Genomic DNA, 23,585 nt, shown 5'->3' with positions numbered 1-23,585 from the left:
CCCCTTAGAACGGCAAAAGCGCTTCGGCGATCTGCTGGCCGTAACGCGGTTGCTGCATGTCCGAAATCTGCCCCTCGCCGCCGTAGGAAATGCGGGCGGAGGCGATTTTGTCGTAGGTAATTTCGTTCTGGCGGCTGATATCGATCGGCCGCACGAAGCCGGAGACCAGCAACTCTCGCATCTCGAAATTGACGCGGACCTCTTGGCTGCCTTGGATGGCGAGCACGCCATTGGGCATCACATCCGTCACAGTCGCCGCCACGCGGAGCGTCAGTTTCTCGCTCCGCTGGATGGAGCCATCACCCCGCGCGCTACTGTTCGACCCGAGCCCGACCGCAGATCCCATCGAGGCACCGTCCGGCAGCCGTTCGTCCATCCGCTGCGGCCAACCGAAGAGGTCGTTGATCTCCATCTCTTGCGAGGCGCGGCGCGAGCGGTCGGAGGAGTTGTTAATCTGCGCGCCCTCGTCGATCTCCACCACTACGGTCAGGATGTCGCCCCGCGTCATCGCGCGGCGCTCCCCGAGCAGCGATCCGCGCTCGCCCGTCCAGAGCGACGCGGTCTGCGCGGGGCGGTAGGGTTCGGTCTCTTCGGCGAATGGAAACGCGGGCGTCATCATCGCGGTGTGTTCCACGGTGGCGACGGGCGGCGACATTTCCGGCGGCTGTCCGATGCGGCCCAGCGGTGCGCAGGCCGAAAGGCAGAGCGCGGCGACGGCGATTCTAACGGCCCACATAAGCAGCTCCATCCACACCGATTTTGGCGCTCACCGTGTTGCGCGACCCGAGGTTCATCACGCGGATCACCTCCCCCGGTCCGGCGCGATCCAGCGCGCGGCCATCGGTCGAAATCATCATGCCGCCGGTATCGTAGATCAGCGTAATCACCTGATTGCGCTCGACCACGGCGGGCATCCTCAGGCTCGCCGCGCTGATCGGGCGGTTGGCGTAGAGCGCGACACGGGCCTCCATGCCGATGATCGACGCCGCGTCCGCGATACCACCAGGAATGTCCTGCGTGATCTGCTTCAAGTCCTCCGCCATCAGCACGGTGCGTGGCGGGATCGTTCGCGCGGCGACGACCGTATCCGCCAAAGCAGGCGAGGCCACGAGGCACAATATCAACGCGCGGATCATCGGACCTGCACCATCGCGCTGAGCATCTGGTCGGCGGCGGTGATCACCTTGGAGTTCATCTCGTACCCCCGCTGCGCCTCTATCAGGTCGGTGACTTCGCGCACGGCATCGACGCTGGAGTCCTCCAGATACCCCTGCCGTAGCACGCCCAGTCCGTCTTGGCCCGGGGTAGACACCAGCGCAGGACCGGAGGCCGTGGTCTCCGCAAACATGTTGCTGCCCGTTGCCTCCAGCCCCTTGGGGTTGGTGAACATGGCGAGGCTGAATTGGCCTAGCAGTTCCGGCTCGATCCGGTCGGCAAACTGAGCATAGACCTCACCTTCCGCTGAGATAGACACAGAATTCGTGTCAGCAGGCAGCGTCACGCCTGGCATCACGGCGTAGCCTTCCGACGTCACGATCTGACCGTCGGCGGAGATTTTGAGCGCACCGTCCCGCGTATAGCCCGAAGTACCGTTCGGCTGCATGACCTCCAGATAGCCTGCGCCTTCGATGGCCACGTCCAGATCACCGCCCGTCGCGGCCAGCGCGCCTTGCTGGATCATGACGGACACGGCGGTCGGCTTCACACCAAGCCCGAGCTGCACGCCCGTCGGCATCACCGTCCCGTCGCTTGCGGTGATTGTACCGGGCCTGATGGCCTGCTGATAGTGAAGGTCCGCGAACTCCGCCCGCCGCGGGTCAAAGCCGGTGGTGTTCATGTTCGCGAGGTTGTTGGAAATCACCTCGACCCGAGTTTGCTGGGCGCTCATTCCGGCGGCCGCGATCGCAAGGACGCGCATGGTTGTCTCCTATCGTGTGATGGTGCCGAGCGCATTTCGGACCCGTTCGTCCTCGCGCTCGCTGAAACTCTGGCCCAATTCGTAGGCCCGCTGGACCTCGATCAGACGGCTGATCTGGAGGATCGGATCGACGTTGGACTGCTCGACAAATCCCTGAACCATGCGCCCCTCGGCAGGTTCATAGCCGTCCGCCGAAAACCGCGTGCCTTCGGTCCTGCGCATCGTCAGCGGGTCGGTCGGTTGCCAGATGCCGATTTGCCCCACGATTTGCCCGTCCGCCGAAATCGTCCCGTCCGGCGCGATGCCGACCGAGCCTGCGCCGATCGGCACGAACACAGGTGATCCGCCGCTATCGAGCACGGGATGCCCGTCCATCGTCACCAGATCGCCCATCTCGTTCGGTGTGAAATTCCCCGCCCTTGTGAGGCGCTGCCCCTCCGGCGTTTCGACCAGAAAGAAGCCGTCCCCTTCGATAGCGAGGTCATAGGTCCCGCCTGTCTGCGCCAAAGCGCCCTGCGCGACCGAAAAATGATGCGCTCGGGCCGCCGACATAGAGACTGATCCGGCGCTATTCAGAAACTCCGAGAACGTAACCCCCGCCGACCTGAAACCGGTCGTATTCGTGTTTGCGATGTTGTTCGCGATGGTCTGCATTTCGGTCATCAGCCCCGACTGACGGCTGAGGCTTGTGGTAATCGCGTCCATCATGCCCCCGCGATCATCGGCACCAGCGTATCGCGCCAAAGCGACACCAGCGTCTGCGTCATGAACCCCATCGAGGCCCAGAACACCGCGACGATGCACACCAGTTTCGGCACGAACGTGAGACTGTTTTCCTGAATGGAGGTGAGCGCTTGGAACAGGCCGATCACCAGCCCGACGATCAGCGACACCGCGAGCAGCGGGGCTGACATCACCACGCCGGCCCAGAGCGCCGCGCGCAGCACGTCGAAAATCGCGCCTTCGCTCATCATACCGGCATCCTCAGGATCTCCTGATACGCCTCGACGACCTTGTCGCGGATGGTCACTGCCGCTTCGACCGCGAGCTCGGTCTGCGCCAGAGCCTGCACCAGCGAATGCGCGTCCGCGCCGCCTGTCATCGATGCGATCGCCGTTGTTTCACTGGCGCGCAGCGTTTCGGCAAAATCCTCTGCCTTTCCCAGCACCGTGCCGCCGTCCCCTTGCGCGGGCGTGGTGGCGGGCTTGTTGGCGGCGTAAGCCTGCGTGGCAAAACGTGAAGAGATATCCATAGCGTGCTCCTTCAGCGACGCAGCAGATCAAGAAGGCCCGAGGACATCTGCTTGATCTGTTCGAACATTTTGAGATTGGCCTCGTAAGACCGCTGCGCCTCGCGGGCGTCGGCGATTTCGACCAGCAGATCGACGTTGGAGCCGTTGTAGTGGCCCGTCTCGTCAGCCAGCGGATGCGAGGGATCGTAAATCTGCGAAAGCGGCGATTGATCGAGCGACGTGCGTCCGACCTTTATCCGGCCGGTCTGCTGACCGCGCTGCACCTCGGCATCGAAGCTGACCAGCTTGCGGTGATAGCCGGGCGTATCCGCGTTCGCGATATTTTCCGACAGCCGCCCGATCCGCGCGGTCTGCGCAGTCATGCCAGAGGCGGAAATGCCGAGCGCTTGGGTGAAATCAGCCATAGTTTACGCCCGCCCCAACGCGGTGCGCAAAACGGTTAGCCCATGCCGATAGATGGCGAGCGCTTTTTCGTGGTTGCGCTGGGCGTCGACCGCCTCCACCATCTGCTGTTCAAGCGCCACCGCTGCGCCGGTATCGAACGTTGCGGCGGTTCCGCCTGCTTTCAGGTGGCCCGCGCCGGTCGTTTTCAACGCCAGCCCGCGCTCCATCGTTGTCTCGAAAGGCGTCACGCCTTTTGCATGGTAACCAGGCCGGTCCGCGTTCGCGATGTTCTCTGCGATGACGCTCTGACGGCTGCCCGCATAGGCCGACATGGCGCCCGCGATCCGGAAAAGTGCTGCGTTTTCTATCATCGGGGCTTCTCCCTCGATTGCTTCAACCTCTGCTTAACCCCGATTCCTTAAGAAGGGGTTGAGAGGCAAAGGAGCGACCATGACAGACAATGTTTTTGAGCGTGCAGGTGCGGCAATCGAGCGCGTAAAAATGCAGAATTGCGCTGGGACAGTCTCGAAAATTTGTAGCGATATTTTGTCGGTCGCAGGTTTGCCCAAAACCGTTCGAATTGGCGATGAGGTCGAGGTCGTCACCGACAGCGCTCGCATCAAAGCGGAGGTCATCGGCCTCGAAACGGATGTACGCCTGATGACCGACGGCCCGACCCGTGGAGTAAAGCTGGGTGACACCGTCATTCATCGCGGCCAGTCGCATTTCCGCCCCGATACCTCATGGATCGGCCGTGTGATCGACCCGGATGGCAGGCCCTTGGACGGGCGACCGCTGCTGGACGGTCTTCGCACAGTCGTGCTCAACCGCAACCCACCCGATGCCTATGTCCGACGCCCACTCGGCGCACGGGTTCCCACTGGTCTTGCCGTTTTCGACACCATGCTGCCCATCGTGCGCGGCCAGCGCATCGGTCTTTTCGCGGGCTCCGGTGTGGGGAAATCCACGCTCATCGCCAATCTTGCCCGAGGCATGGCCGCCGACGTAGTCGTCATTGCGTTGGTCGGGGAGCGCGGCCGCGAGGTGCGGGAGTTCGTCGAAAACGTCCTCGGTCCCGAGGGGTTGTCGCGTTCGGTCGTCGTCGCGGCGACCTCCGACCAGTCCGCCAATATGCGCAGGCGTTGCGCACTGTCCGCGACCGCCGTGGCCGAGCATTTTCGCGCGCTGGGTAAGCACGTGCTGCTATTCGTCGACTCAGTGACGCGTTTCGCCGAAGCGCACCGCGAAATCGCTGCCGCCAGTGGAGAGGCGTCGAACTTGCGTGGTTTTCCGGCGTCGACCGCCGCCTCGATCGCCCGCCTGTGTGAGCGCGCCGGACCCGGCCCTATGAGCGAAGGCGACATCACCGCGATCTACAGCGTGCTGGTCGCTGGCTCGGATATGGAGGAACCCGTGGCCGACATGCTGCGCGGTGTCCTCGATGGCCATGTCATCCTCAGCCGCGACATTGCCGAGCGCGGCAGATTCCCCGCCATCGACGTTCTTCGCTCTGTATCGCGTGCCTTGCCGGCTGCGGCGAATGAGGCCGAGAATGCGCTGATCAAAGAGGCTCGCAGTCTGATGGCGGCCTATGAGCACTCTGAGTTGATGATCCAGTCCGGTCTCTATTCCGCCGGAAGCGACCCGCAAGTTGACAGGGCGATCAAGCTGCGGAACGGTCTGGAGCAGTTCCTTTCCCGACCGTCCGGCGGCGTCGACACTGCGTTTGCCGACCTGCGGCGCACGCTAGAGGGGCGCTCAGCGTAAGAGCGTCAGAATGTGCGACTGAACGGCGGACGGATTTGCCATCTCCGAGCGAACGAAGAACATCCGAAGCAGTTTCTCCTGCCCCTCGGGTGCCAGAAATTGTGCAACATCGGACGTTCCGAGCACGCGCTCAGAGCGCTCTTTGAATTGCTCAAGCTGCTGATCAATGTCGAGCGCACCGAAACTCGTCGGGAACCCGAGCGCTGTCTCGAACACCTTGCGCACCGCAGGATTGCCCATAACGGCAAACCATTTGCCGTCGCCGCTCGTCACCGAACTGTCGATGTCCTGCAAAGCGGAACCGAGGTTCAGCGCCATGCGCATCGTGTTGTCGACCTCGCCCAGCGCGGCCTCGAAACTGCGGTCCTGATAGCGGGCCACGATGTCCGCCACACGGTCGTTTGTCAGCGGCTTCCCGTCCCCGAATCCCAGCGCCTTGGCCATCGCGGCGTAGCGTTTGTCGGACAGTTTCCCAGCCAACGCTTCACGGTCACCCGTCGGGCTTTCGAGGACTTTGCGCACGAACGCTTTGGCATTGATATCGTCGCCCAATCCGAACGCTTCGAGGGCAACCGACATTAATCGGCGGTCGGAAACCAGTTCCTTCGCGCTTTCGACCTGATTGATTGTTTCGCTGAAATAGGCACTGTTTCGCGCCGCTTCGCCGCTCTGTGTGAAGGCGTCCTTCTGCTGATCCAGCGTCCGGTTCAGGAACACCCAGCCGCCGTAGCCGGAGAGCGGAACGACAGGCTGGAAGCTCATGAATACTGCGCCATCAGTCGGTCCTCGCGGGGGAGGAGCGTGCGCAGATGGCGGAGGCATTTGTAGTAGTCGCCCTCCAACGCGGCGCCCGTCCCTTTGGTCAGTGCCTGTTTGCTGTCGTGGTCGCAGAACACTTGGCTGAGCTGCTCGATCCCGCTGAGGATTTGGCGTTTCGCTTGGCTTTCCTCGGCATCACCTGACAGCACAAGCTGCGCGATGTAGCAGACACGTCGGACCGGCGTGTTGGCTTCGTCAGGGTGGATCGCATCGCGCAGGCGAAGGATATTCGCCTTGGGCGTCAGGATCGAAATGCGGGACCGTTTGTCACCGTTTTCGATGACCGCACCGTTCACCAGCAGCCTTTCACCCGGCCCGAGTTTCAGAACGAGCCCGCTCATGCTGCTGCCTCCGACGACAGGCCCGCGATGACGGCACGATTGATATCGACGAGTACCTGCGGATCTGCACCTTCTTTCAGAACGAGACTGGAGTGATGCTGCGTGAATTCGGCGAGGTAGAAAATCTGCCCTCGCAATTGATCGGGCAGTCCATTGCCGTCGCTCGCAATATCGACCGCGATGGTCGTCCAGAGCTTGCGGTTGTCATGCAGCGCCTCGATCAGCGCTTTGCGGTCGGTCGCCGCAATCGCCCGTGACAGGCGCGAGGTGATCTGGCCGAACAGAAGCCGCTCCATCGAGCGGGGGTGGCGGCTGACGGCGGTTTTCGGGTCATAGCCCATGCGGGCCTGAATAATGGCGTTCAAGGCAAAGTCCTTTCGGGACGGAATTGGCACGATTTCATCGTGAATGGGGGAGGGCTACGCACCCTCCCTCCGGCCTTAGCGGAAGAGCGACAGGATCGACTGCGGCGCCTGATTCGCCATCGACAGCGACTGCACGCCAAGCTGCTGCTGCACCTGAAGCGCTTGCAGGCGGGCGGAGGTTTCCTCCATATCCGCGTCCACAAGGCTGCCGATGCCTGCCTTCAGCGCCGACGACAGTTTGCCGATGAAGTCCGACTGCGTCTCCAGTCGCCCTTGGGCCGAACCGAAAGCCGCCGCCGCGTCGACCGAATTGGCGATCAGCGTGTCGATATTGCCGAGCGCGGCTTTTGCGCCGTCCTTGGTGGACACGTCGATAGTGTCGAGCCCGAACAGACCGCCCGACGCTTCGCCGCCAGCCGCGCCGGTGACGGTCAGGGCGAGCGATGCGGAACCGCTGCCGTCGTTGTCGACCTTCAGCGTCCACTGGCCGGTCGTTTCGTCCTGCGTGACAGAGGTCGTCACGCCGTCAATGTTGCCGCCGTCGATGGCAGCTTTCAGGCCCTTCGCGACATCCTCCATCGTCTCGCCCTTGCCAGCCACATAGCTGTAGGAGGACGAGCCGACCGTGACGCGGTAACCGTCACCGTCGTTCACGCTTGCACTGTTGGAGAGGTCGATGGTTTCGGCGCGCTCGGCGATTTCGGTTGCACCGGCCGTGGCATCACCAGTTGCGGACAAGCTCACATCTTCGAACGCGCGGGTCGACGTAATGTCGATCTGGGTTGGGGTGCCGCCATTTACAGCTGCGGTGATGCCTTCAATGCCCAGAGCATTGATAGCTGCGACGACTTGTGTGGTGGCCGACACGTCGTTGGTAGTATTGCTGAAGAAATTATTCTGAAATTCGAGCGTTGTGCCGCCGATCTCAATGCTGAAAGCATTGTCCGACATATCGGCGTCGCCGTTGATCGTTACACTGGCGATGTTCCCCGCCGAAGCCACAGTCGTATCCGACGCCGTCGCGTTCGCATTCAGCGATGTCCCGCTTCCGAACGTACCTTTCGACGCGGTCAGGTCCTGACGGTCGATCGCGATGTTGGACACAGACACCGTTCCGTCCGAAGCGCGGTCGAGCGAGGAGAGCACCTCGACCGAATCCGACCCTTCGAGGAAGTTGAGGCCGTTGAACTGCGCCGCGCCGGTAACCGATTTGATCTGGTCGCTGAGCGCCTTGATATCGGACTGGATCTTGTCACGGTCGACGTTTTCTTCCTGCGCGGCGACGATCTTGCCTTTGATGTCGGTGAGCAGGTCCGTCACCGTTTCGGATGCACCCGCTGCAACGGCGAGGCTCGATTCGGCGAGCGAGAGGCTGTCGGAGATGCCTTTGAAGCCCTTCACGTCGGCTTCCATCACCTTAGAAATGGCCCAGACAGACGCGTCGTCCTTGGCCGAGTTCACGGCCTTACCGGTCGAAATCGTGTCCTGAACTTTGGACAGGTCGCTGTTGATGCTTTTGAGAGTATTGAGCGCCACCATGGCGCCGTTGTTGGTCAGAATGCTGGACATGAGTCAGAGTCCTTTTTGCTGGCGCTTTTGCGCCCGTGTGCCAGAAGCCGTTCGGCTCGGTGAAATGTCGTTCTGACTGTCCGGAGATTCCGGCGATCCATTCGGGATCTGATGTGACTGTGCGGGGCAGGTTCTAAGATTCCCCTAACGGCTCGCGAATTTTACGACTGCCTGTCGATGGTTTTGTGCGGTTTGCGCGGCATCTTGCGCCCGTCGGCATCATAGTAGCCAAAGGTCTCCTGAAGCAGCGACAGATCGGCAAGCCGCTGACGCACAACGGAAATCCCCGCCTGCGCGCGCTGGAGAAGCGCAAGGTTTCGCGCGGCTTCCTTTCTGATTTGCACGGCTTCGGCCTCGGTCAGAAGGGCCGCATCAAACTCCACAGGATTTAGATCGAATTGTCCGTGAATAATCGCCTCTCGGTCGGTCGCGAGGGCCTTCAAAACGCGCGCTGCCTCAGTCATTGCGGGCCTCCAGTGCGGTCAGGATGGTCTGCGACAGGCCGATTCCGCCCGCGGCGACGAGCTTTTCCGATACGGCGTCGCGCATGAAGGTGTCGAACTCCGCGCCGTTCTGCTCGCCGCCGAAGCCTGTGTGTTTCAACATCTCTGACAGGAATTGGCTTTCGATTTTCTGCGCCGCAAGCCGCAGGTCGGTCGGTGGGATTTGCATGGTTGCTCCTTTGTTGTCAGAGCGAGCATGAAACGCGGCGGTAAATATTCGGTAAGTTTCATCGGCTATCAAATCGGGAGCCACAGGAGCCCCGATGATTCCGTTTCAGATCCCAGACCTGCCGATTTGCCCGATTCCCTCGACTGCCCCGCCCGTCGACAGCGGCGCGGAGTTCGCAGTGGTTTTTGCCGAAGTGTCGCAGGGAATGGTGTTGGTCAAAGAGCCTGTGCCTATTCCTGAGGCTGCGGCCGAAGTCGATGTTGAGCAGTTCGAAGCGGGGCCGGTCGAAGAGGCGGAAGTACCCGAAGTGTCTATCGAAAGCCCAAGTGGCGATATCTTGGTGGAAGAGCCAGAGGTCACTGAGTTGCCGGTGGTCGAAGTCACACAGGCTAACCGCGAACTGACACCAACGCCGGATTCCAAACAGCCACAACTGTTGACTGAAGTCCCCACTCGGCAGTGCAGCGATGAGCCACCGGCGAACAGAGCAGAGCCAGCCAAGGAGCCGAAACCGCGTGAAAATGCTGAGGCAACTGTCGATGCACCCTCAATCACTGAACCGCCAATTCCGGATAGGGTTGCGCCGCCGCAAACACCTGAGGCGAACACAACGATCGCAACGCAGTCGGTGGACAGGTCTGAAGTCCAGACCGACACAGCGCTGTCTGCCAAAAAGATGACCCAAGTCGAAACCGCTCAAGCTGAAGGGCCATCCGTTGTGCCGGCACCTGACCATTTCGAATCGGGGCCCCAAATGGCCGAGAGGCAGACGGAATACGTTGAGGCCGCCACTCCAAAAGCAACTGAGGGCTCCAGCGCCGATACCCCGCCTGCCGCCCCTCGCGAACGAGACTCTCCCCAAACGGCTTCGGGCCTACTATCCGCCCCCCAGCCAATCAAAACGTCCGAGCCGCCCACACAGCGCACCGAGGTGCCCGCCACCCCCGACATTGCCCCCCTTCGTGCCGCGACCTCCGACGAATCCGGCGTCGTCATCGCGTCGGAAACTGCCGACGTGATCGAAGTCGACATCCCGCAGGGTAAGGACGCGCCCGTGAAGCTCAGGATCGAGACCGCCGACGACACCGCCGTCGTTACCGTCACGACCGAGCGGCAGATGATCGAGCCGGTTCAGCGCGCGCTGCCGGTGCTGAGTGACGAGATGGTGCGCAGCGGGTTTGCCAGCCTGTCGGTGAACGTCGAAGCGCGCGGCGATCGGCAGAAACGCCAGCAAAGGGCGCCCGAAAATCACCACGATGACGCGCCTCAAGAGCGGCCAAGCATCACGACCGGTATCGACATCCGGATTTAGGAGACCCCAATGGAAGTCACTTCGGCCACCACGCCCACGACGCCATCCGCCCGCTCCAAGATCGGGTCGGATTTTGATACGTTTCTCAAGATGTTTACGGTCCAGCTCCAGAATCAGGACCCGCTGAACCCGACTGATCCGTCGGACTATGCTGTACAATTGGCGACGTTCTCGGCGGTAGAACAGCAGGTCATGACCAACGATCTTCTCACCGGGCTGTCCGACCTGATGGCCTCTGCCTCGCTGGCCGATTTCGCGGGGATGGTGGGCAAAGAAGTCCTCGCGCCGACTACGGCGACCTACGCGAACACGCCGATCACCGTCGAAATCCCGCCCGCCGCAACGGGCGCGGACAGCGCGGACCTTGTGGTCAGGGATGCGGATGGGTTCGAGGTGCAGCGGATGCCCGTGAGCGTGGGCGGCAGCACGATCGACTGGAGCGGCAAGGCACCAGGCACCTACAGCTTTGCGCTCGAATCGTATGAAGGGGACACCCAGACCGCGACCACAACAGCGTCGGTCTATGCGCGGGTGGTAGAGGTGCGCAGCGACGCCAGCGGGCCGTTGCTCGTGTTCGAGAGCGGCGGAACAGCGCCCGCCGCCTCGATCAGTGGTCTCAGAAGTTAAAACGCGCCAGACAGCGCAAGAAGCCAGATCACCAGACCCGACACCGCAGCGCCGCCGACGAACCACCAGCCGTGGCGGTGATTGTTCTCTTCATCGTCGCCGGAATTATGGCCCTGCTTCACCAATGCCGCCTGCGCAAGTTCGGGCAGACGAGGGCCAAAGCGGGCGAGGACCAGCGCGGTGCGGGACAGGTCGCGGATGACGGCCTTGGGGCCGATGCTTTCCTTGATGTAGTCTTCGACGATAGGCTGTGCGACTTCCCAGATGTTGATGTGCGGATCGAGCGAACGGGCCACACCTTCGACCACGACCATGGTGCGTTGCAGCAGGATCAGCTCGGTACGGGTCTGCATGCCGAAGCGTTCGGTGACCTCGAACAGGTACGACAGCAGGCGGCCCATCGAAATGCGCGAGGCGTCCATCCCAAAGATCGGCTCGCCCACCGCACGCAGCGCGCGGGCGAATTCGTCCATGTCCTGATTGGCGGGAACATAGCCCGCTTCAAAGTGCACCTCGGCCACGCGGCGATAATCGCGGCGGATGAAACCGAACAGAATTTCCGCGTATACACGCCGTGTATATTCATCAATTCTGCCCATGATTCCAAAGTCATAGGCAATTATGTCGCCGTTCTCGCCGATCTTCAGGTTGCCCTGATGCATGTCGGCGTGGAAGAAACCGTCGCGCAGCGCGTGGAGCAGAAACAGCTCCAGAACGCGGGCACCGAGGCGGGCACGGTCATGTCCGGCGGTGTCAATCGCGTCGTTATCGCCGGAGCCGACGCCCTCGACCCAGCCCAGCGTCATGACGCGGCGGGAGGACAGGTGCCAGAATACGGGCGGGACAGAGAAGCCCGCATCGCCCGCGGTATTGGCTTCGAATTCGGATGCGCCGGAGGCTTCGAGCCGCAGGTCCAATTCGCCTTGAACCACGCCATCGAAGTGGCGGATCACCTCCATCGGGCGCAGGCGGCGCGATGACGGGGATAGGAATTCGACCATCTGCGCGGCGAAGTAGAACGCGTCGATATCCTTGCGGAACGCCTTCTCCACTCCGGGGCGGAGGACTTTTACGGCGACTTCCGCACCGGTGTCTTTCAGCACCGCCTTGTGGACCTGCGCGATGGACGCGGCAGCCACAGGGGCAGAGAATTCGGAGAATACGTCGTCGACCTTGATGCCCAGCTCGCGCTCGACTTCTTCCTTGGCGATCGCCACGGGGAAGGGGGGCAGGGCGTCTTGGAGGACGCGCAGTTCGTTCGCCATCTCGGGACCGACCACGTCGGGGCGGGTCGACATGATCTGGCCGAACTTGATGTAGGCAGGGCCCAGCGCCGTCAGCGCACGCGACACGGGCGGCAGCGACGGGTCACCCTTGTAGCCGAGCCAGCGGAACGGAAACGCCAGCGTGCGGGCCACAGCGCGCAGCAGCGGACCGGCCTCAAAGGCGTCGAGCGCATGGTTCATCGCGCCAGCGCGTTCGAGCGTCGCGCCGGTACGGATCAGGCGCCAGATATTGTGGGGGCCGCGCATCAGATTTTCCAGCCGGAGTGCAGGCAGGCGATGCCCATCGACAGGTTGCGGTATTTGGCGTTCTCGAAGCCCGCGTTCTTCACCATGCCGAGGAAGGTTTCCTGATCGGGGAAGTTGCGGATTGATTCCACGAGGTACTGGTAGCTCTCGCTATCGCCCGCGATCACCTTGCCCATGCGCGGGATGACGTTGAACGAATAGAGGTCGTACATCTTCTGAAGCATGTCGTTCGGGATCTGGCTGAACTCCAGCACCATCAGGCGACCACCGGGTTTCAGCACGCGGTACGCCTCGTTCAGCGCCTCCTGCGGGCGGGTCACGTTACGGATGCCGAAGCTGATGGTGTAAACGTCGAAGGTGTTATTCGCGAAGGGCAGCTTCATCGCGTCGCCGACCACCCAATCAAGGCTCTCGGCCATGCTTTCGGCTTCGGCGCGCTTGCGGCCTTCGACCAGCATCGACTCGGTCAGATCGCAAACGGTGGCGTGGCCGTAGCCAGCCCGCTTGAGGAAACGGAACGAGATGTCACCGGTGCCGCCAGCCACGTCGAGCAACTTCTGACCGCCGCGCGGAGCCAGCCAGTCCATCATCGCGTCCTTCCAGACGCGGTGGATGCCGACGCTCATCACGTCGTTCATGATGTCGTATTTCGAGGCGACCGAGGTGAAGACGCCTTGGACCTTTCCGGCCTTTTCCTCTTCCTTGACGGTTTGGAAACCGAAGTGAGTGGTGTTTTCGGGGGTCTCGGTCATGTCGCACATAAGCCTTCTGATGGTCGGGGACGGGTTATAATCTTTCAGGGGTGGTGACAAACCCCCTTTGTGCCGCATCCATCACGTAGATGTGGCGTCCCATGCCCCGCGTCAAATGCTGCGGGGCTTGAAAATCGGCACCACTTGGCCCGATTTAAGGTCCGACAGGTCTAGAAAGGTCCAGATGCCCGAACTTCCCGAAGTTGAAACCGTCCGCAAAGGTCTCCTTCCCGCGATGGAAGGCGCCCTGATTTCCAATGCCGCGGTGAACCGCCCCGATCTGCGCTGGCCGTTTCCTGAAAACATGGCGGAGCGACTGACAGGCAAGCGCATCAACGCGCTGCGCCGCCGGTCGAAATACATCCTCGCGGACCTCGATAGTGGTGAGACGCTGCTGATCCACCTCGGCATGTCGGGCCGCATGACGGTGTCGGGTCACACGATCGGTGAATTCCATCATCCGCACCCGACGCCGGCGAAGCATGATCATGTGGTCTTTGACATGGAGAACGGCGCGCGCGTCACCTTCAACGATGCCCGCCGTTTCGGCGCGATGGACCTGATGGCGACCGAGGCGCAGGCGGAACACTGGCTGCTCAAGGGAATCGGGCCGGAGCCCTTCGGCAACGACTTCAACGAATCCTATCTGGTGGAGCGGCTGGCGGGCCGCAAATCTCCGATCAAGACCGCGCTCCTTGACCAGAAAATCGTCGCTGGTCTGGGCAATATCTACGTCTGCGAAGTGCTCTACCGCGCGGGAATCGCCCCCACTCGCCTCGCAGGAAGCCTGACCCAACATGAGGTCGCGGGACTCGTGCCGCTGATACGCGAAGTTTTGGCAGATGCTATAGAAGCAGGCGGTTCGTCTTTACGCGACTACCGCCAAGCGGACGGAGAACTGGGGTATTTCCAACACACTTTCAAGGTGTACGACAGGGAGGGTGAATCATGCCTAACCGACGGATGCCAAAGCAAAATCGAGCGATTCGCCCAAAGCGGTAGGTCGACGTTTCACTGTCCGCAATGCCAAAGATAGCTTGATCGCCCGTGGCTCGGTGTTAAGCACTTGGTTTCAAGTTAACCGCTACCGAGGCTGCTCATGGCTTACGAGACGATCATCGTGGACGTTCAGGCGTATGTCGCCACGATTACCCTGAACCGACCCGAGGCTCTCAACGCTCTCAACTCCCAGCTTTTGGGCGAACTGTGTTCGGCGCTCGAAGCTGCCGACCAGAATGAGAAGGTGCGCTGCATCGTCATCACCGGCTCCGAGAAGGCATTTGCCGCTGGCGCCGATATTTCGGAAATGTCGAAGAAGTCTTTCGTCGATATGTACACCGAGAAGTTCTTTGCCACCGAAGGCGAGCGCTTCAACAACATCAAAAAGCCGATCGTGGCTGCTGTAGCCGGCTACGCGCTGGGCGGCGGTTGCGAACTGGCCATGATGTGCGATTTCATCATCGCCGCTGACAACGCTAAATTCGGCCAGCCCGAGATCAACCTCGGCGTCATCGCCGGTATCGGCGGCACCCAGCGTCTGACCCGCTACGTTGGCAAGTCCAAATCGATGGACATGCACCTGACCGGTCGCTTCATGGATGCCGAAGAAGCCGAGCGTTCGGGCCTCGTATCCCGCGTCGTTCCGCTCAAAAAGCTGAAAGAAGAAGTCGCGTCGGCTGCCGAGAAAATCGCAGAGAAATCGCTGCTGGCTGCCGCCGCTGCGAAGGACTGCGTGAACCGCGCATACGAAGTGCCGCTCGAAGACGGTCTCGCCTACGAGCGTGCGATCTTCTACTCGCTCTTTGCGACCGAAGATCAGAAGGAAGGCATGGCCGCTTTCCTCGAGAAACGCGAGCCGCAGTTCCGCGACCGCTAAAACACTTGCCTTTTAGGGCGGCGGGCATTAAACGCCGCCCGATACATGCGCGTGAGGCCCGCTAGGCCAGAATCAGCCGGTTCGTAAAACCCGGTGGGGCCCGTTGCGCTAACGATATTCTATTGATGGTCCCCCGCGGACCCCTCGAAAGGGAAGACGAACATGGCAAACACGCCCCAGTCCAAAAAGCGCGCACGTCAGAACGAACGCCGCTTCGCAGTCAACAAGATGCGCCGTTCGCGCATCCGCACCTACCTCCGCAAAGTCGAAGAAGCCATCGCATCGGGCGATCAGGCTGCTGCTGCTGCCGCTCTGAAGGCTGCTCAGCCGGAACTGATGCGCGGCGTCACCAAGGGCGTTGTTCACAAGAACACCGCTTCGCGCAAGATCTCGCGTCTCGCATCGCGTGTAAAAGCACTGGCTTGATTCTGTTCACAGAACGGTGAATTTCCCTTGATACAAGGGGAACAAAACGCACCCAAATCGGGTGCGTTTTTTTTGTGGCTATCGTGCCACCCTATACTTTCGCTCAGCCTTGTTTTTAAGGCGCGCAGAGATTCTTTTTGCCCAAAGCCAGAGTCAAGATCGTTGTTGTGTTGAGGGGATTATACCCCGTTGCTAACTTCACGAGGCGATTCACATCGTTCCTGGGGGAGCAGGTGAAAGCCGGTGATTGGGTTCGCACGTGGTTCAACCTTAACGTGCGATACACTCTCTACGCGCTAAGACCATACGATCCTACGGTGCCGCTACAGGCTATGTAGCGGGCCAACGGTCGTTGCTTGTCTGCAATCGGGTCTAACCCGATGGCAACGCCCCCGTTTTGTAAAGTACGAGGCCGGCATCAGTACGCCGATGGCCACCTGTAAGTGACATAGAATGCGACATGGTCGCCTGGTGTGGGAGTCAGGCGAGCAGCAGCTCTTTTTGTCCTTACGGTTCGATGTGAAGGGGTTGGGCAACCCGCTCGCACAAAGAAGACGTGACGACCGAAATGGACAGGCAGGAAATGACAAAAGAACTCTGGGGCAATATTTGCGAAACCCTCAGGAACACGATTGGGGCAGGAAACTTCGCCAACTGGATTGAACCGCTGGAATTCGTAGAAGTTTCGGATGGCGTCGCCCAGTTCGTCGCGCCGACCTCTTTCTATGGCAACTACGTCACGCAGAATTACGCTGACCAGATCCTGTATCTGTTCCGCCGCCTCGATGTGCCCGCCGAACGCCTGTCGTTCCGCATTCGCCCGACGGCTGCCGCGATGCGCCCTGCCATGTCAAAACAAGCCGCTCCCACTGCACCGACCAAATCGGCCAAGACGAAAACCGATAGCGCACCTGCCGCGCGTTCGTCCTATGCCGAAGACGGTATGCTGCCGGATTCACAGCTCGACCCGCGCTATACCTTCGACAACTTCGTCGTTGGCAAGCCGAACGAGCTGGCGCACGCCGCAGCCCGCCGCGTTGCCGAAGGTGGCCCCGTCACCTTCAACCCGCTCTTCCTCTATGGCGGCGTCGGTCTAGGTAAGACCCACCTGATGCACGCCGTGGCTCATGAGCTTCGCCGCCGCGATCCGAACCTCAACGTGGTCTATCTGTCGGCAGAGCAGTTCATGTACCGCTTTATCTCGGCGCTCAAAGACCGCCGTATGATCGACTTCAAACAGATGTTCCGCTCTGTGGACGTGCTCATGGTCGATGACGTCCAGTTTATCGCGGGCAAGGACTCCACGCAGGAAGAATTCTTCCATACGTTCAACGCGCTAGTTGAGTCCCGCAAGCAGATCATCATCTCCGCCGACCGCGCACCGGGCGAGATCAAGGACCTCGAAGACCGCATCAAATCGCGTCTTCAGTGTGGCCTTGTCGTTGACCTGCACCCGACCGACTTCGAACTCCGTATGGGTATCCTGCAAACCAAGGCAGAGATGTTCCACTCGCAGTTCCCCGGCCTCGAAATCGAGGACGGCGTTCTGGAATTTCTCGCGCATCGCATTTCGTCGAACGTGCGCGTTCTCGAAGGCGCGCTGAACCGTCTCTTTGCCATGGCATCGCTGGTCGGCAAGCCGATCACCCTCGACATGACGCAGGATTGTCTGGCCGACCTGCTGAAATCCACCGACCGCCGCGTTACCATCGACGAGATCCAGCGCGCCGTGGCCGAACACTTCAACATCCGTCTGTCCGACCTCGTCGGCCCCAAGCGTCTGCGTGCCTACGCACGTCCGCGTCAGGTCGCCATGTGGCTGGCAAAGCGTCTCACCAATCGTTCTCTGCCGGAAATCGGCCGCAAGTTCGGTGGCCGCGACCACACCACCGTCATGCACGGTGTGCGCCGCATCGACGAGCTTCGCGAGGCCGACAGCCAGCTTTCGGATGAATTGGAGCTGCTGCGCCGCACTCTGTCGTCGTAACTGCAAGAAAACTCGCTAAAACACTGTTATTAGGGCTTGAGAAGCAGATTGAAACGGGTAGGGTTTTCCTCCCGACCTGTCGGGGTCCGATCAAGTACGCGGAGCGATGGATATGAAATTCACGATGGAACGGGCAACGCTTCTCAAGGCTGTTGCGCAGGCACAATCGGTTGTCGAACGTCGGAACACGATCCCGATCCTCGCCAACGTGCTGATCGAAGCCGAAGGCGATACCGTCATGTTCCGCGCCACCGACCTCGACATCGAAGTCGTTGATCGCGCCGACGCCAAGGTCGAACGTGCGGGCTCCACCACTGTGGCCGCCGTCACCCTGAACGAGATTGTCCGCAAGCTGCCCGACGGCGCGCTCGTGACCCTGACCGAAGACGGCAACAAGGGCCGCCTGTCGATCGAGGCCGGCCGCTCGAACTTCAGCCTCGCGACCCTGCCCAAGGACGACTTCCCCGTGATGGCGTCCTCGGACTACGATACCAGCTTCACCTGCCCCGCGCCGGTCCTGCGTCGCCTCTTCGACAAGTCGAAGTTCGCGATCTCGACCGAAGAGACCCGCTACTACCTCAACGGCGTTTACATGCACGTCGCCGATAGCGATGGCGGCAAGGTTCTGCGCTGCGTTGCCACCGACGGTCACCGTCTGGCCCGCATCGATGCCGACATCCCCGAAGGCGCCTCCGGTATGCCGGGCGTGATCGTTCCGCGCAAAACCGTGGGCGAGCTGCGCAAGCTGCTGGACGACGACGAGATGCAGATCGAGGTTTCGGTGTCCGAAACCAAGGTCCGGTTCGCGACCCCGAACCTGACGCTGACCTCCAAGGTCATCGACGGCACCTTCCCCGACTACAGCCGCGTGATCCCCGCAGGCAACACCCGCAAGCTCGAGGTGGACGCCAGCGAATTCGCCAAGGCCGTCGACCGCGTTGCGACCGTCTCGTCGGAGCGGAGCCGCGCCGTGAAACTGTCGCTCGACGAGGACCGTCTGGTGCTCTCCGTCAACGCGCCCGACAGCGGTGCCGCGACCGAAGAATTGGCCGTCGCTTACGGTGACGAGCGCCTCGAGATCGGCTTCAACGCCAAGTATCTCCTTGAAATCGCAAGCCAGGTCGACCGCGAGAACGCTGTCTTCATGTTCAATTCTTCGGGCGATCCGACTCTGATGCGCGAAGGTAACGACACCAGCGCCGTCTACGTCGTCATGCCGATGCGCGTGTGATGTTTCCGGTTTTCGGATCGAAAACCGGATGCCTCCGGCGGAGGTATTTTTGTCAGAATGAAACAGGGGGCCGCGCATGAGCGGCCTTTCTGTTGAATCCCTGAAGCTGTCGCACTTCCGCTCGCATCGCCGTGCCGAGATGGCGTTCGACGGTCGTCCCGTGGCGATCTACGGGCCCAATGGCGCGGGCAAGACCAACATCCTCGAAGCGGTGTCCATGCTGTCCCCCGGTCGCGGTCTGCGGCGCGCGGCGGCAGAGGATATGGTGCGCCGTCCCGAGGGGCTGGGGTGGAAGGTCGCCGCGGAGCTGAGCGCGAGCGGCAAGCTGCACGAGATCGATACGTGGGTCGAGGGCGGCACCAGCCGTCAGCTCAGGATCGACGGGAAAACCGCGCCGCAGGTGGCTTTGGGGCGGATTGCGCGTGTTTTGTGGCTCGTGCCGTCGATGGACCGCCTTTGGATTGAAGGAGCGGAGGGGCGGCGGCGGTTCCTTGACCGCACCACGCTGAGCTTCGAGCCGAACCACGCCGAGGTCGTCCTGACCTACGAAAAGGCCATGCGAGAGCGAAACCGCTTGCTCAAAGACATGGTCCGCGATGCCCATTGGTACGCCGCTCTTGAGATGCAGATGGCGCAAGCGGGCGCGGTCATCACCGCCAACCGCCAGCGGGCGATTTCCGAACTGATCGACGCGCAGCAAGCTGCAGAGACCGCGTTTCCCGTGGCTGACCTGGTGCTCATTCAGTCGGATGGCACGCCTGTCGGCGAGGATGACCTGCGCCAAGCCTTTGCTGACAATCGCCAACGCGATATGGCCGCTGGACGCACGCTCATCGGCCCGCATCGCAGCGATCTGGGGGCGACGTTTGCAGCCAAAGGCGTTCCTGCCGCTGATTGTTCGACGGGCGAGCAGAAGGCCCTGCTGATCTCGCTGATCCTTGCGAACGGGCGGGCGTTGGCCTTTGAGCTGGATGTACCGCCGATCCTGCTTCTGGACGAAGTGGCGGCCCATCTTGACGCCGGACGGCGTGCCGCGCTCTATGACGAGATCGCCGCGTTGGGCGCGCAGGCGTTTATGACGGGCACCGGACCCGAGTTGTTTGCCGAACTGGAAAATCGCGCTCAATATGTGGAAGTGACCGAGGAATCGGGCACCTCCATCACCACGCAAAAGGACCATCCATGACACCGCAACGTGTGACGCTGATTACGCTCGGCGTGAACGACCTCGACACCTCGAAAGCGTTCTATGAAAAGCTCGGATGGACCCCTGCGCAGGAGCAGGAAAACGTTGCTTTCTACCAGATGAACGGCATGGCGCTTGGCCTTTTCCCGACGGTGGAGCTTGCCAAGGATCAGAACCGGTCCGAGACTTCGCTGGGCACCGGTGCGATCACACTGGCGCAGAACTTTGCCTCCGAAGCCGAAGTGGATGAGGCATTTACCAAGGCCATCGAAGCTGGTGCCAAAGAGCTCAAAAAACCCGAGAAAGTCTTCTGGGGTGGATATTCGGGCTATTACGCCGACATCGACGGTCACGTCTGGGAAGTCGCCCACAACCCGTTCTGGGAACTTGGCGAAGACGGAAGCCTCACCCTGTGACAATCACGGCCCACGACCTGCTGCTCTACGCAGGTGCTCTCTTCGTGCTGTTCATGACACCCGGCCCCGTGTGGGTTGCCCTGACCGCCCGCGCGATGTCGGGCGGTTTTCGTGCGGCTTGGCCTTTGGCGATGGGTGTCGTGATCGGCGATATGCTTTGGCCGTTCCTCGCCATTCTGGGCGTGACATGGATCGTGTCGGTCTTCGCGGGCTTTATGGAGTTCCTGCGCTGGGTCGCCTGCCTGACCTTCGTCGTCATGGGCGTTCTTCTGATCCGAAGTGCGGACAAAACCATCGCCTCCGACAGCCGTCTGACACGCCCCGGTATGTGGGCGGGATTTCTGGCCGGACTGGCCGTGATCCTCGGTAATCCCAAGGCGATCCTGTTCTACATGGGCATGATGCCGGGGTTCTTTGATCTGACCACTTTGCGCTGGCCCGACATGGTCGCTATCGCGCTTTTGTCGGCGATTGTCCCGTTAACGGGGAACCTCATTCTCAGCGTTTTCATAGGCAAGGCGAGGGCGCTTCTGACCTCTCCGACGGCGCTGCGCCGGACCAATATCACGGCGGGTGTCCTGCTGATCGGCGTCGGGGTGCTTATCCCCTTTATTTAACAGAAATAACAGGGGTCTGAGGCGTGACATTCCTCTGCCGATTTTCTATATTCTGACGACTGAATACGGGGAAAAACCGCATGTCTGAAGAAGAGCAGAAGCCGGCAGAGTACGGCGCCGATTCCATTAAGGTTCTCAAGGGTTTGGACGCTGTCCGCAAGCGCCCTGGGATGTATATCGGCGACACGGACGATGGTTCGGGTCTGCACCATATGATCTACGAGGCCGTTGATAACGGCATCGACGAAGCACTGGCCGGTCACGCCGACTACGTATCCGTGCGAATTCACGCCGATAACTCGGTTTCCGTCACCGACAACGGTCGCGGTATTCCGGTCGATATGCACTCCGAAGAGGGCGTGTCCGCAGCCGAGGTCATCATGACCCAGCTCCACGCCGGCGGTAAGTTCGACCAGAACTCCTACAAGGTGTCCGGCGGTCTGCACGGCGTCGGTATTTCCGTTGTGAACGCGCTATCCGACTGGCTCGAACTGCGTATCTGGCGCAACGACAAGGAACACTACGTCCGTTTCGAACGCGGCGAGACCGTTAAATCGCTCGAAGTCGTCGGCCCCGCCAACGGCCAGAAGGGGACGCAGGTCCGCTTCCTCGCGTCGTCCAAGACGAACGATCCGAACGGCACGTTCCTCAACCTCGAATACCAGTACGAAACGCTCGAAAAGCGTCTGCGCGAACTGGCGTTCCTGAACTCCGGCGTCCGCATCCTGCTCGAAGACGACCGTCCGGCGGAGCCGATCAAGAACGAGCTCTACTACGACGGCGGCGTGCGCGAATTCGTCAAATACCTCGACCGTTCGAAGCATCCGCTGATGCCCGAACCGATCTATGTCGCGGGCGAAAAAGACGGCATCGGCGTCGAGGTTTCGATGTGGTGGAACGACAGCTACCACGAAACCGTACTGCCCTTTACGAACAACATTCCACAGCGTGACGGTGGTACCCACCTCGCCGGTTTCCGTGCCGCGCTGACCCGTGTTCTGACCAAATACGCGCAGGAACACGGCATCGGCAAAAAGGAAAAGGTCTCCTTCACCGGTGACGACGCCCGCGAGGGTCTGACTTGCGTTCTGTCGGTGAAAGTGCCCGATCCGAAGTTCAGCTCGCAGACCAAGGACAAGCTCGTTTCGTCCGAAGTCCGCCCTGCTGTCGAAAACCTCACCGGCGAAAAGCTGTCCGAGTGGTTCGAAGAAAACCCGCAGATCGCGAAGAACATCGTCGGCAAGATCGTCGAGGCCGCCATGGCCCGCGAAGCGGCCCGCAAAGCCCGCGAACTCACCCGCCGCAAGACCGCGATGGACGTGAACTTCCTCGCTGGCAAACTCAAGGACTGCTCTGAAAAGGATCCGTCCAAGACCGAAGTCTTCCTCGTCGAGGGTGACTCGGCAGGTGGTTCCGCACAGACGGGCCGTGACCGCGGTACGCAGGCCATCCTGCCGCTGCGCGGTAAGATCCTGAACGTGGAACGCGCCCGTTTCGACCGGATGCTGTCCTCGCAGGAAATCGGCAACCTCGTGATGGCGCTCGGCACCGGCATTGGCCGCGACGAGTTCAACCTGTCGAAGCTGCGTTACCACAAGATCGTCATCATGACCGACGCGGACGTCGACGGTGCGCACATCCGTACGCTGCTGCTGACGTTCTTCTTCCGCCAGATGCCAGAGCTGATCGAAGCCGGTCACCTCTACATCGCGCAGCCGCCGCTGTATAAAGCGACCCGTGGTAAGTCCGAGGTTTACCTGAAAGATCAGGCCGCTATGGACGAATACCTGATCAATCAGGGGATCGATTCCGCTCTGCTGCGTCTGGCCGACGGCGCCGAACTGGCCGGTCAGGACCTTCTGCGCGTTGTAGAGGATGCCCGCAGCCTCAAGCGTGTTCTGGACGCCTTCCCGACGCACTATCCGCGTCACATCCTCGAACAGGCCGCCATCGCCGGCGCCTTCATTCCGGGTGCTGTGGATAGCGATCTTCAGGGCGTCGCCGACAAGGTTGCGCAGCGTCTCGACCTCATCGCGCTCGAATACGAAAAAGGCTGGTCCGGCCGCATCACGCAGGACCACGGCATCCGTCTGGCCCGTATTCTGCGCGGCGTCGAAGAGGTTCGTACACTCGACGGCCCGATGCTCCGCTCGGGTGAGGCACGCAAGACCGGCTCCTTCACGCAGGCGCTTCAGGAAGTCTACGATCGCCCCGCCAAGCTCGTCCGCAAGGACCGCGAGCAGTGGATTTACGGCCCGATGGACCTGCTGAACGCCATTCTGGCCGAAGGCGAAAAGGGTCTCTCGATCCAGCGCTACAAGGGTCTGGGCGAAATGAACCCCGATCAGCTGTGGGAAACCACGCTCGATCCGGACGCCCGCACGCTGCTTCAGGTGAGCGTCGACGACATGAACGATGCCGACGACATCTTCACCAAGCTGATGGGCGACGAGGTGGAACCCCGCCGCGAGTTCATCCAGCAGAACGCGCTCTCGGTCGAAAACCTCGACTTCTAAAACGAAACGGCGGGCTTCAG

At 61.2% G+C, this 23,585-nt stretch carries 28 protein-coding genes; 12 read left to right on the top strand and 16 right to left on the bottom strand.

Features of this window, described 5'->3' with window-relative positions:
• Positions 1–4: 4 nt before the first annotated feature.
• Genes flgH through IF204_RS13215 form a run of 8 tightly spaced genes read right to left on the bottom strand, consistent with a single transcriptional unit; the run spans position 5 to position 3,925 of the window.
• Positions 5–736, bottom strand: coding sequence for a flagellar basal body L-ring protein FlgH (flgH, locus tag IF204_RS13250; protein WP_194097577.1), 732 nt, complete (start codon positions 734–736; stop codon positions 5–7).
• On the bottom strand, positions 723–1,136 hold the full coding sequence (flgA, locus tag IF204_RS13245; RefSeq protein ID WP_228069198.1) for a flagellar basal body P-ring formation chaperone FlgA: 414 nt from the start codon (positions 1,134–1,136) through the stop codon (positions 723–725). The genes flgH and flgA overlap by 14 nt, the downstream gene beginning before the upstream one ends.
• Positions 1,133–1,918 carry a flagellar basal-body rod protein FlgG gene (flgG, locus tag IF204_RS13240; protein WP_194097576.1) on the bottom strand — a complete coding sequence of 262 codons (786 nt, stop codon included), beginning with the start codon at positions 1,916–1,918 and terminating at the stop codon, positions 1,133–1,135. The genes flgA and flgG overlap by 4 nt, the downstream gene beginning before the upstream one ends.
• Positions 1,919–1,927: 9 nt before the next feature.
• Positions 1,928–2,626 carry a flagellar hook-basal body complex protein gene (locus IF204_RS13235; RefSeq protein WP_194097575.1) on the bottom strand — a complete coding sequence of 233 codons (699 nt, stop codon included), beginning with the start codon at positions 2,624–2,626 and terminating at the stop codon, positions 1,928–1,930.
• Positions 2,623–2,892: a flagellar biosynthetic protein FliQ gene (locus tag IF204_RS13230; protein WP_194097574.1), complete on the bottom strand. Its 270-nt coding sequence runs from the start codon at positions 2,890–2,892 to the stop codon at positions 2,623–2,625. The genes IF204_RS13235 and IF204_RS13230 overlap by 4 nt, the downstream gene beginning before the upstream one ends.
• The gene (gene fliE, locus IF204_RS13225) at positions 2,889–3,170 is read right to left on the bottom strand and encodes a flagellar hook-basal body complex protein FliE (protein ID WP_194097573.1); all 282 of its coding nucleotides are present in this window, start codon (positions 3,168–3,170) and stop codon (positions 2,889–2,891) included. Before fliE ends, IF204_RS13230 begins: the two co-directional genes overlap by 4 nt.
• 11 nt (positions 3,171–3,181) lie before the next feature.
• The gene (gene flgC / locus IF204_RS13220) at positions 3,182–3,574 is read right to left on the bottom strand and encodes a flagellar basal body rod protein FlgC (RefSeq protein WP_194097572.1); all 393 of its coding nucleotides are present in this window, start codon (positions 3,572–3,574) and stop codon (positions 3,182–3,184) included.
• A gap of 3 nt (positions 3,575–3,577) precedes the next feature.
• On the bottom strand, positions 3,578–3,925 hold the full coding sequence (locus tag IF204_RS13215) for a flagellar basal body protein (protein ID WP_194097571.1): 348 nt from the start codon (positions 3,923–3,925) through the stop codon (positions 3,578–3,580).
• A 79-nt stretch (positions 3,926–4,004) separates the two neighbouring features.
• Between IF204_RS13215 and IF204_RS13210 the strand changes: the two genes are divergently transcribed.
• Positions 4,005–5,321, top strand: a complete 1,317-nt coding sequence (locus IF204_RS13210) for a FliI/YscN family ATPase (protein WP_194097570.1) — start codon at positions 4,005–4,007, stop codon at positions 5,319–5,321.
• Here IF204_RS13210 and IF204_RS13205 read toward each other — a convergent pair.
• The 6 genes from IF204_RS13205 to IF204_RS13180 all read right to left on the bottom strand — a co-directional run bounded on the left by IF204_RS13205 (position 5,313) and on the right by IF204_RS13180 (position 9,087).
• Positions 5,313–6,083 (bottom strand): DUF1217 domain-containing protein, encoded by a 771-nt coding sequence (locus IF204_RS13205; protein ID WP_194097569.1) that lies wholly within the window; start codon positions 6,081–6,083, stop codon positions 5,313–5,315. The genes IF204_RS13210 and IF204_RS13205 overlap by 9 nt on opposite strands.
• Positions 6,080–6,481, bottom strand: coding sequence for a flagellar biosynthesis repressor FlbT (gene flbT, locus IF204_RS13200; RefSeq protein WP_194097568.1), 402 nt, complete (start codon positions 6,479–6,481; stop codon positions 6,080–6,082). The genes IF204_RS13205 and flbT overlap by 4 nt, the downstream gene beginning before the upstream one ends.
• The gene (gene flaF, locus IF204_RS13195) at positions 6,478–6,846 is read right to left on the bottom strand and encodes a flagellar biosynthesis regulator FlaF (protein ID WP_228069197.1); all 369 of its coding nucleotides are present in this window, start codon (positions 6,844–6,846) and stop codon (positions 6,478–6,480) included. Before flaF ends, flbT begins: the two co-directional genes overlap by 4 nt.
• Positions 6,847–6,921: 75 nt before the next feature.
• Positions 6,922–8,415 (bottom strand): flagellin, encoded by a 1,494-nt coding sequence (locus IF204_RS13190; RefSeq protein WP_194097567.1) that lies wholly within the window; start codon positions 8,413–8,415, stop codon positions 6,922–6,924.
• A gap of 161 nt (positions 8,416–8,576) precedes the next feature.
• The gene (locus IF204_RS13185; RefSeq protein WP_194097566.1) at positions 8,577–8,879 is read right to left on the bottom strand and encodes a hypothetical protein; all 303 of its coding nucleotides are present in this window, start codon (positions 8,877–8,879) and stop codon (positions 8,577–8,579) included.
• Positions 8,872–9,087 (bottom strand): flagellar biosynthesis protein FlgJ, encoded by a 216-nt coding sequence (locus IF204_RS13180; RefSeq protein ID WP_167638675.1) that lies wholly within the window; start codon positions 9,085–9,087, stop codon positions 8,872–8,874. Before IF204_RS13180 ends, IF204_RS13185 begins: the two co-directional genes overlap by 8 nt.
• Positions 9,088–9,181: 94 nt before the next feature.
• On the opposite strand from IF204_RS13180, the gene IF204_RS13175 reads away from it, so the two are divergent.
• Together IF204_RS13175 and IF204_RS13170 are read left to right on the top strand one after the other, a co-directional pair.
• Positions 9,182–10,399: a hypothetical protein gene (locus tag IF204_RS13175; RefSeq protein ID WP_194097565.1), complete on the top strand. Its 1,218-nt coding sequence runs from the start codon at positions 9,182–9,184 to the stop codon at positions 10,397–10,399.
• A 9-nt stretch (positions 10,400–10,408) separates the two neighbouring features.
• Positions 10,409–11,026, top strand: coding sequence for a flagellar hook capping FlgD N-terminal domain-containing protein (locus tag IF204_RS13170; RefSeq protein ID WP_194097564.1), 618 nt, complete (start codon positions 10,409–10,411; stop codon positions 11,024–11,026).
• Here the strand turns inward: IF204_RS13170 and ubiB are convergent.
• Together ubiB and ubiE are read right to left on the bottom strand one after the other, a co-directional pair.
• Positions 11,023–12,558 (bottom strand): 2-polyprenylphenol 6-hydroxylase, encoded by a 1,536-nt coding sequence (gene ubiB / locus IF204_RS13165; RefSeq protein ID WP_194097563.1) that lies wholly within the window; start codon positions 12,556–12,558, stop codon positions 11,023–11,025. The two genes, IF204_RS13170 and ubiB, sit on opposite strands and share 4 nt — an antisense overlap.
• Positions 12,558–13,310, bottom strand: coding sequence for a bifunctional demethylmenaquinone methyltransferase/2-methoxy-6-polyprenyl-1,4-benzoquinol methylase UbiE (gene ubiE, locus IF204_RS13160; RefSeq protein WP_194097562.1), 753 nt, complete (start codon positions 13,308–13,310; stop codon positions 12,558–12,560). Before ubiE ends, ubiB begins: the two co-directional genes overlap by 1 nt.
• A 184-nt stretch (positions 13,311–13,494) precedes the next feature.
• Here ubiE and mutM point away from each other — a divergent pair, with 184 nt between their 5' ends.
• The 9 genes from mutM to gyrB all read left to right on the top strand — a co-directional run bounded on the left by mutM (position 13,495) and on the right by gyrB (position 23,565).
• A complete protein-coding gene (gene mutM / locus IF204_RS13155; protein ID WP_194097561.1) occupies positions 13,495–14,346 on the top strand; it encodes a bifunctional DNA-formamidopyrimidine glycosylase/DNA-(apurinic or apyrimidinic site) lyase in 852 nt (283 codons plus the stop codon).
• Positions 14,347–14,409: 63 nt separating this feature from the next.
• Entirely contained in the window at positions 14,410–15,186 is a 777-nt protein-coding gene (locus IF204_RS13150) for an enoyl-CoA hydratase (RefSeq protein ID WP_167638669.1), read from the top strand.
• A gap of 162 nt (positions 15,187–15,348) precedes the next feature.
• Entirely contained in the window at positions 15,349–15,612 is a 264-nt protein-coding gene (gene rpsT / locus IF204_RS13145; protein WP_167638668.1) for a 30S ribosomal protein S20, read from the top strand.
• A gap of 583 nt (positions 15,613–16,195) precedes the next feature.
• The gene (gene dnaA / locus IF204_RS13140) at positions 16,196–17,599 is read left to right on the top strand and encodes a chromosomal replication initiator protein DnaA (protein ID WP_228069195.1); all 1,404 of its coding nucleotides are present in this window, start codon (positions 16,196–16,198) and stop codon (positions 17,597–17,599) included.
• A 112-nt stretch (positions 17,600–17,711) separates the two neighbouring features.
• The gene (gene dnaN / locus IF204_RS13135) at positions 17,712–18,830 is read left to right on the top strand and encodes a DNA polymerase III subunit beta (protein ID WP_194097560.1); all 1,119 of its coding nucleotides are present in this window, start codon (positions 17,712–17,714) and stop codon (positions 18,828–18,830) included.
• A 76-nt stretch (positions 18,831–18,906) separates the two neighbouring features.
• On the top strand, positions 18,907–20,016 hold the full coding sequence (gene recF / locus IF204_RS13130) for a DNA replication/repair protein RecF (RefSeq protein WP_194097559.1): 1,110 nt from the start codon (positions 18,907–18,909) through the stop codon (positions 20,014–20,016).
• On the top strand, positions 20,013–20,432 hold the full coding sequence (locus IF204_RS13125; protein WP_194097558.1) for a VOC family protein: 420 nt from the start codon (positions 20,013–20,015) through the stop codon (positions 20,430–20,432). The genes recF and IF204_RS13125 overlap by 4 nt, the downstream gene beginning before the upstream one ends.
• Positions 20,429–21,049, top strand: coding sequence for a LysE family translocator (locus IF204_RS13120; protein WP_194097557.1), 621 nt, complete (start codon positions 20,429–20,431; stop codon positions 21,047–21,049). Before IF204_RS13125 ends, IF204_RS13120 begins: the two co-directional genes overlap by 4 nt.
• An 80-nt stretch (positions 21,050–21,129) precedes the next feature.
• Complete coding sequence (gene gyrB, locus IF204_RS13115; RefSeq protein WP_167638663.1) at positions 21,130–23,565, top strand: DNA topoisomerase (ATP-hydrolyzing) subunit B; 2,436 nt, start codon at positions 21,130–21,132, stop codon at positions 23,563–23,565.
• Positions 23,566–23,585: the final 20 nt, after the last annotated feature.

The sequence above is a fragment of the Marivivens aquimaris genome, from assembly GCF_015220045.1.
Classification (GTDB): Bacteria; Pseudomonadota; Alphaproteobacteria; order Rhodobacterales; family Rhodobacteraceae; genus Marivivens; species Marivivens aquimaris.
Note: the sequence above shows the minus strand (reverse complement) of the source record. Positions and strands in the feature narration are given on the sequence as shown.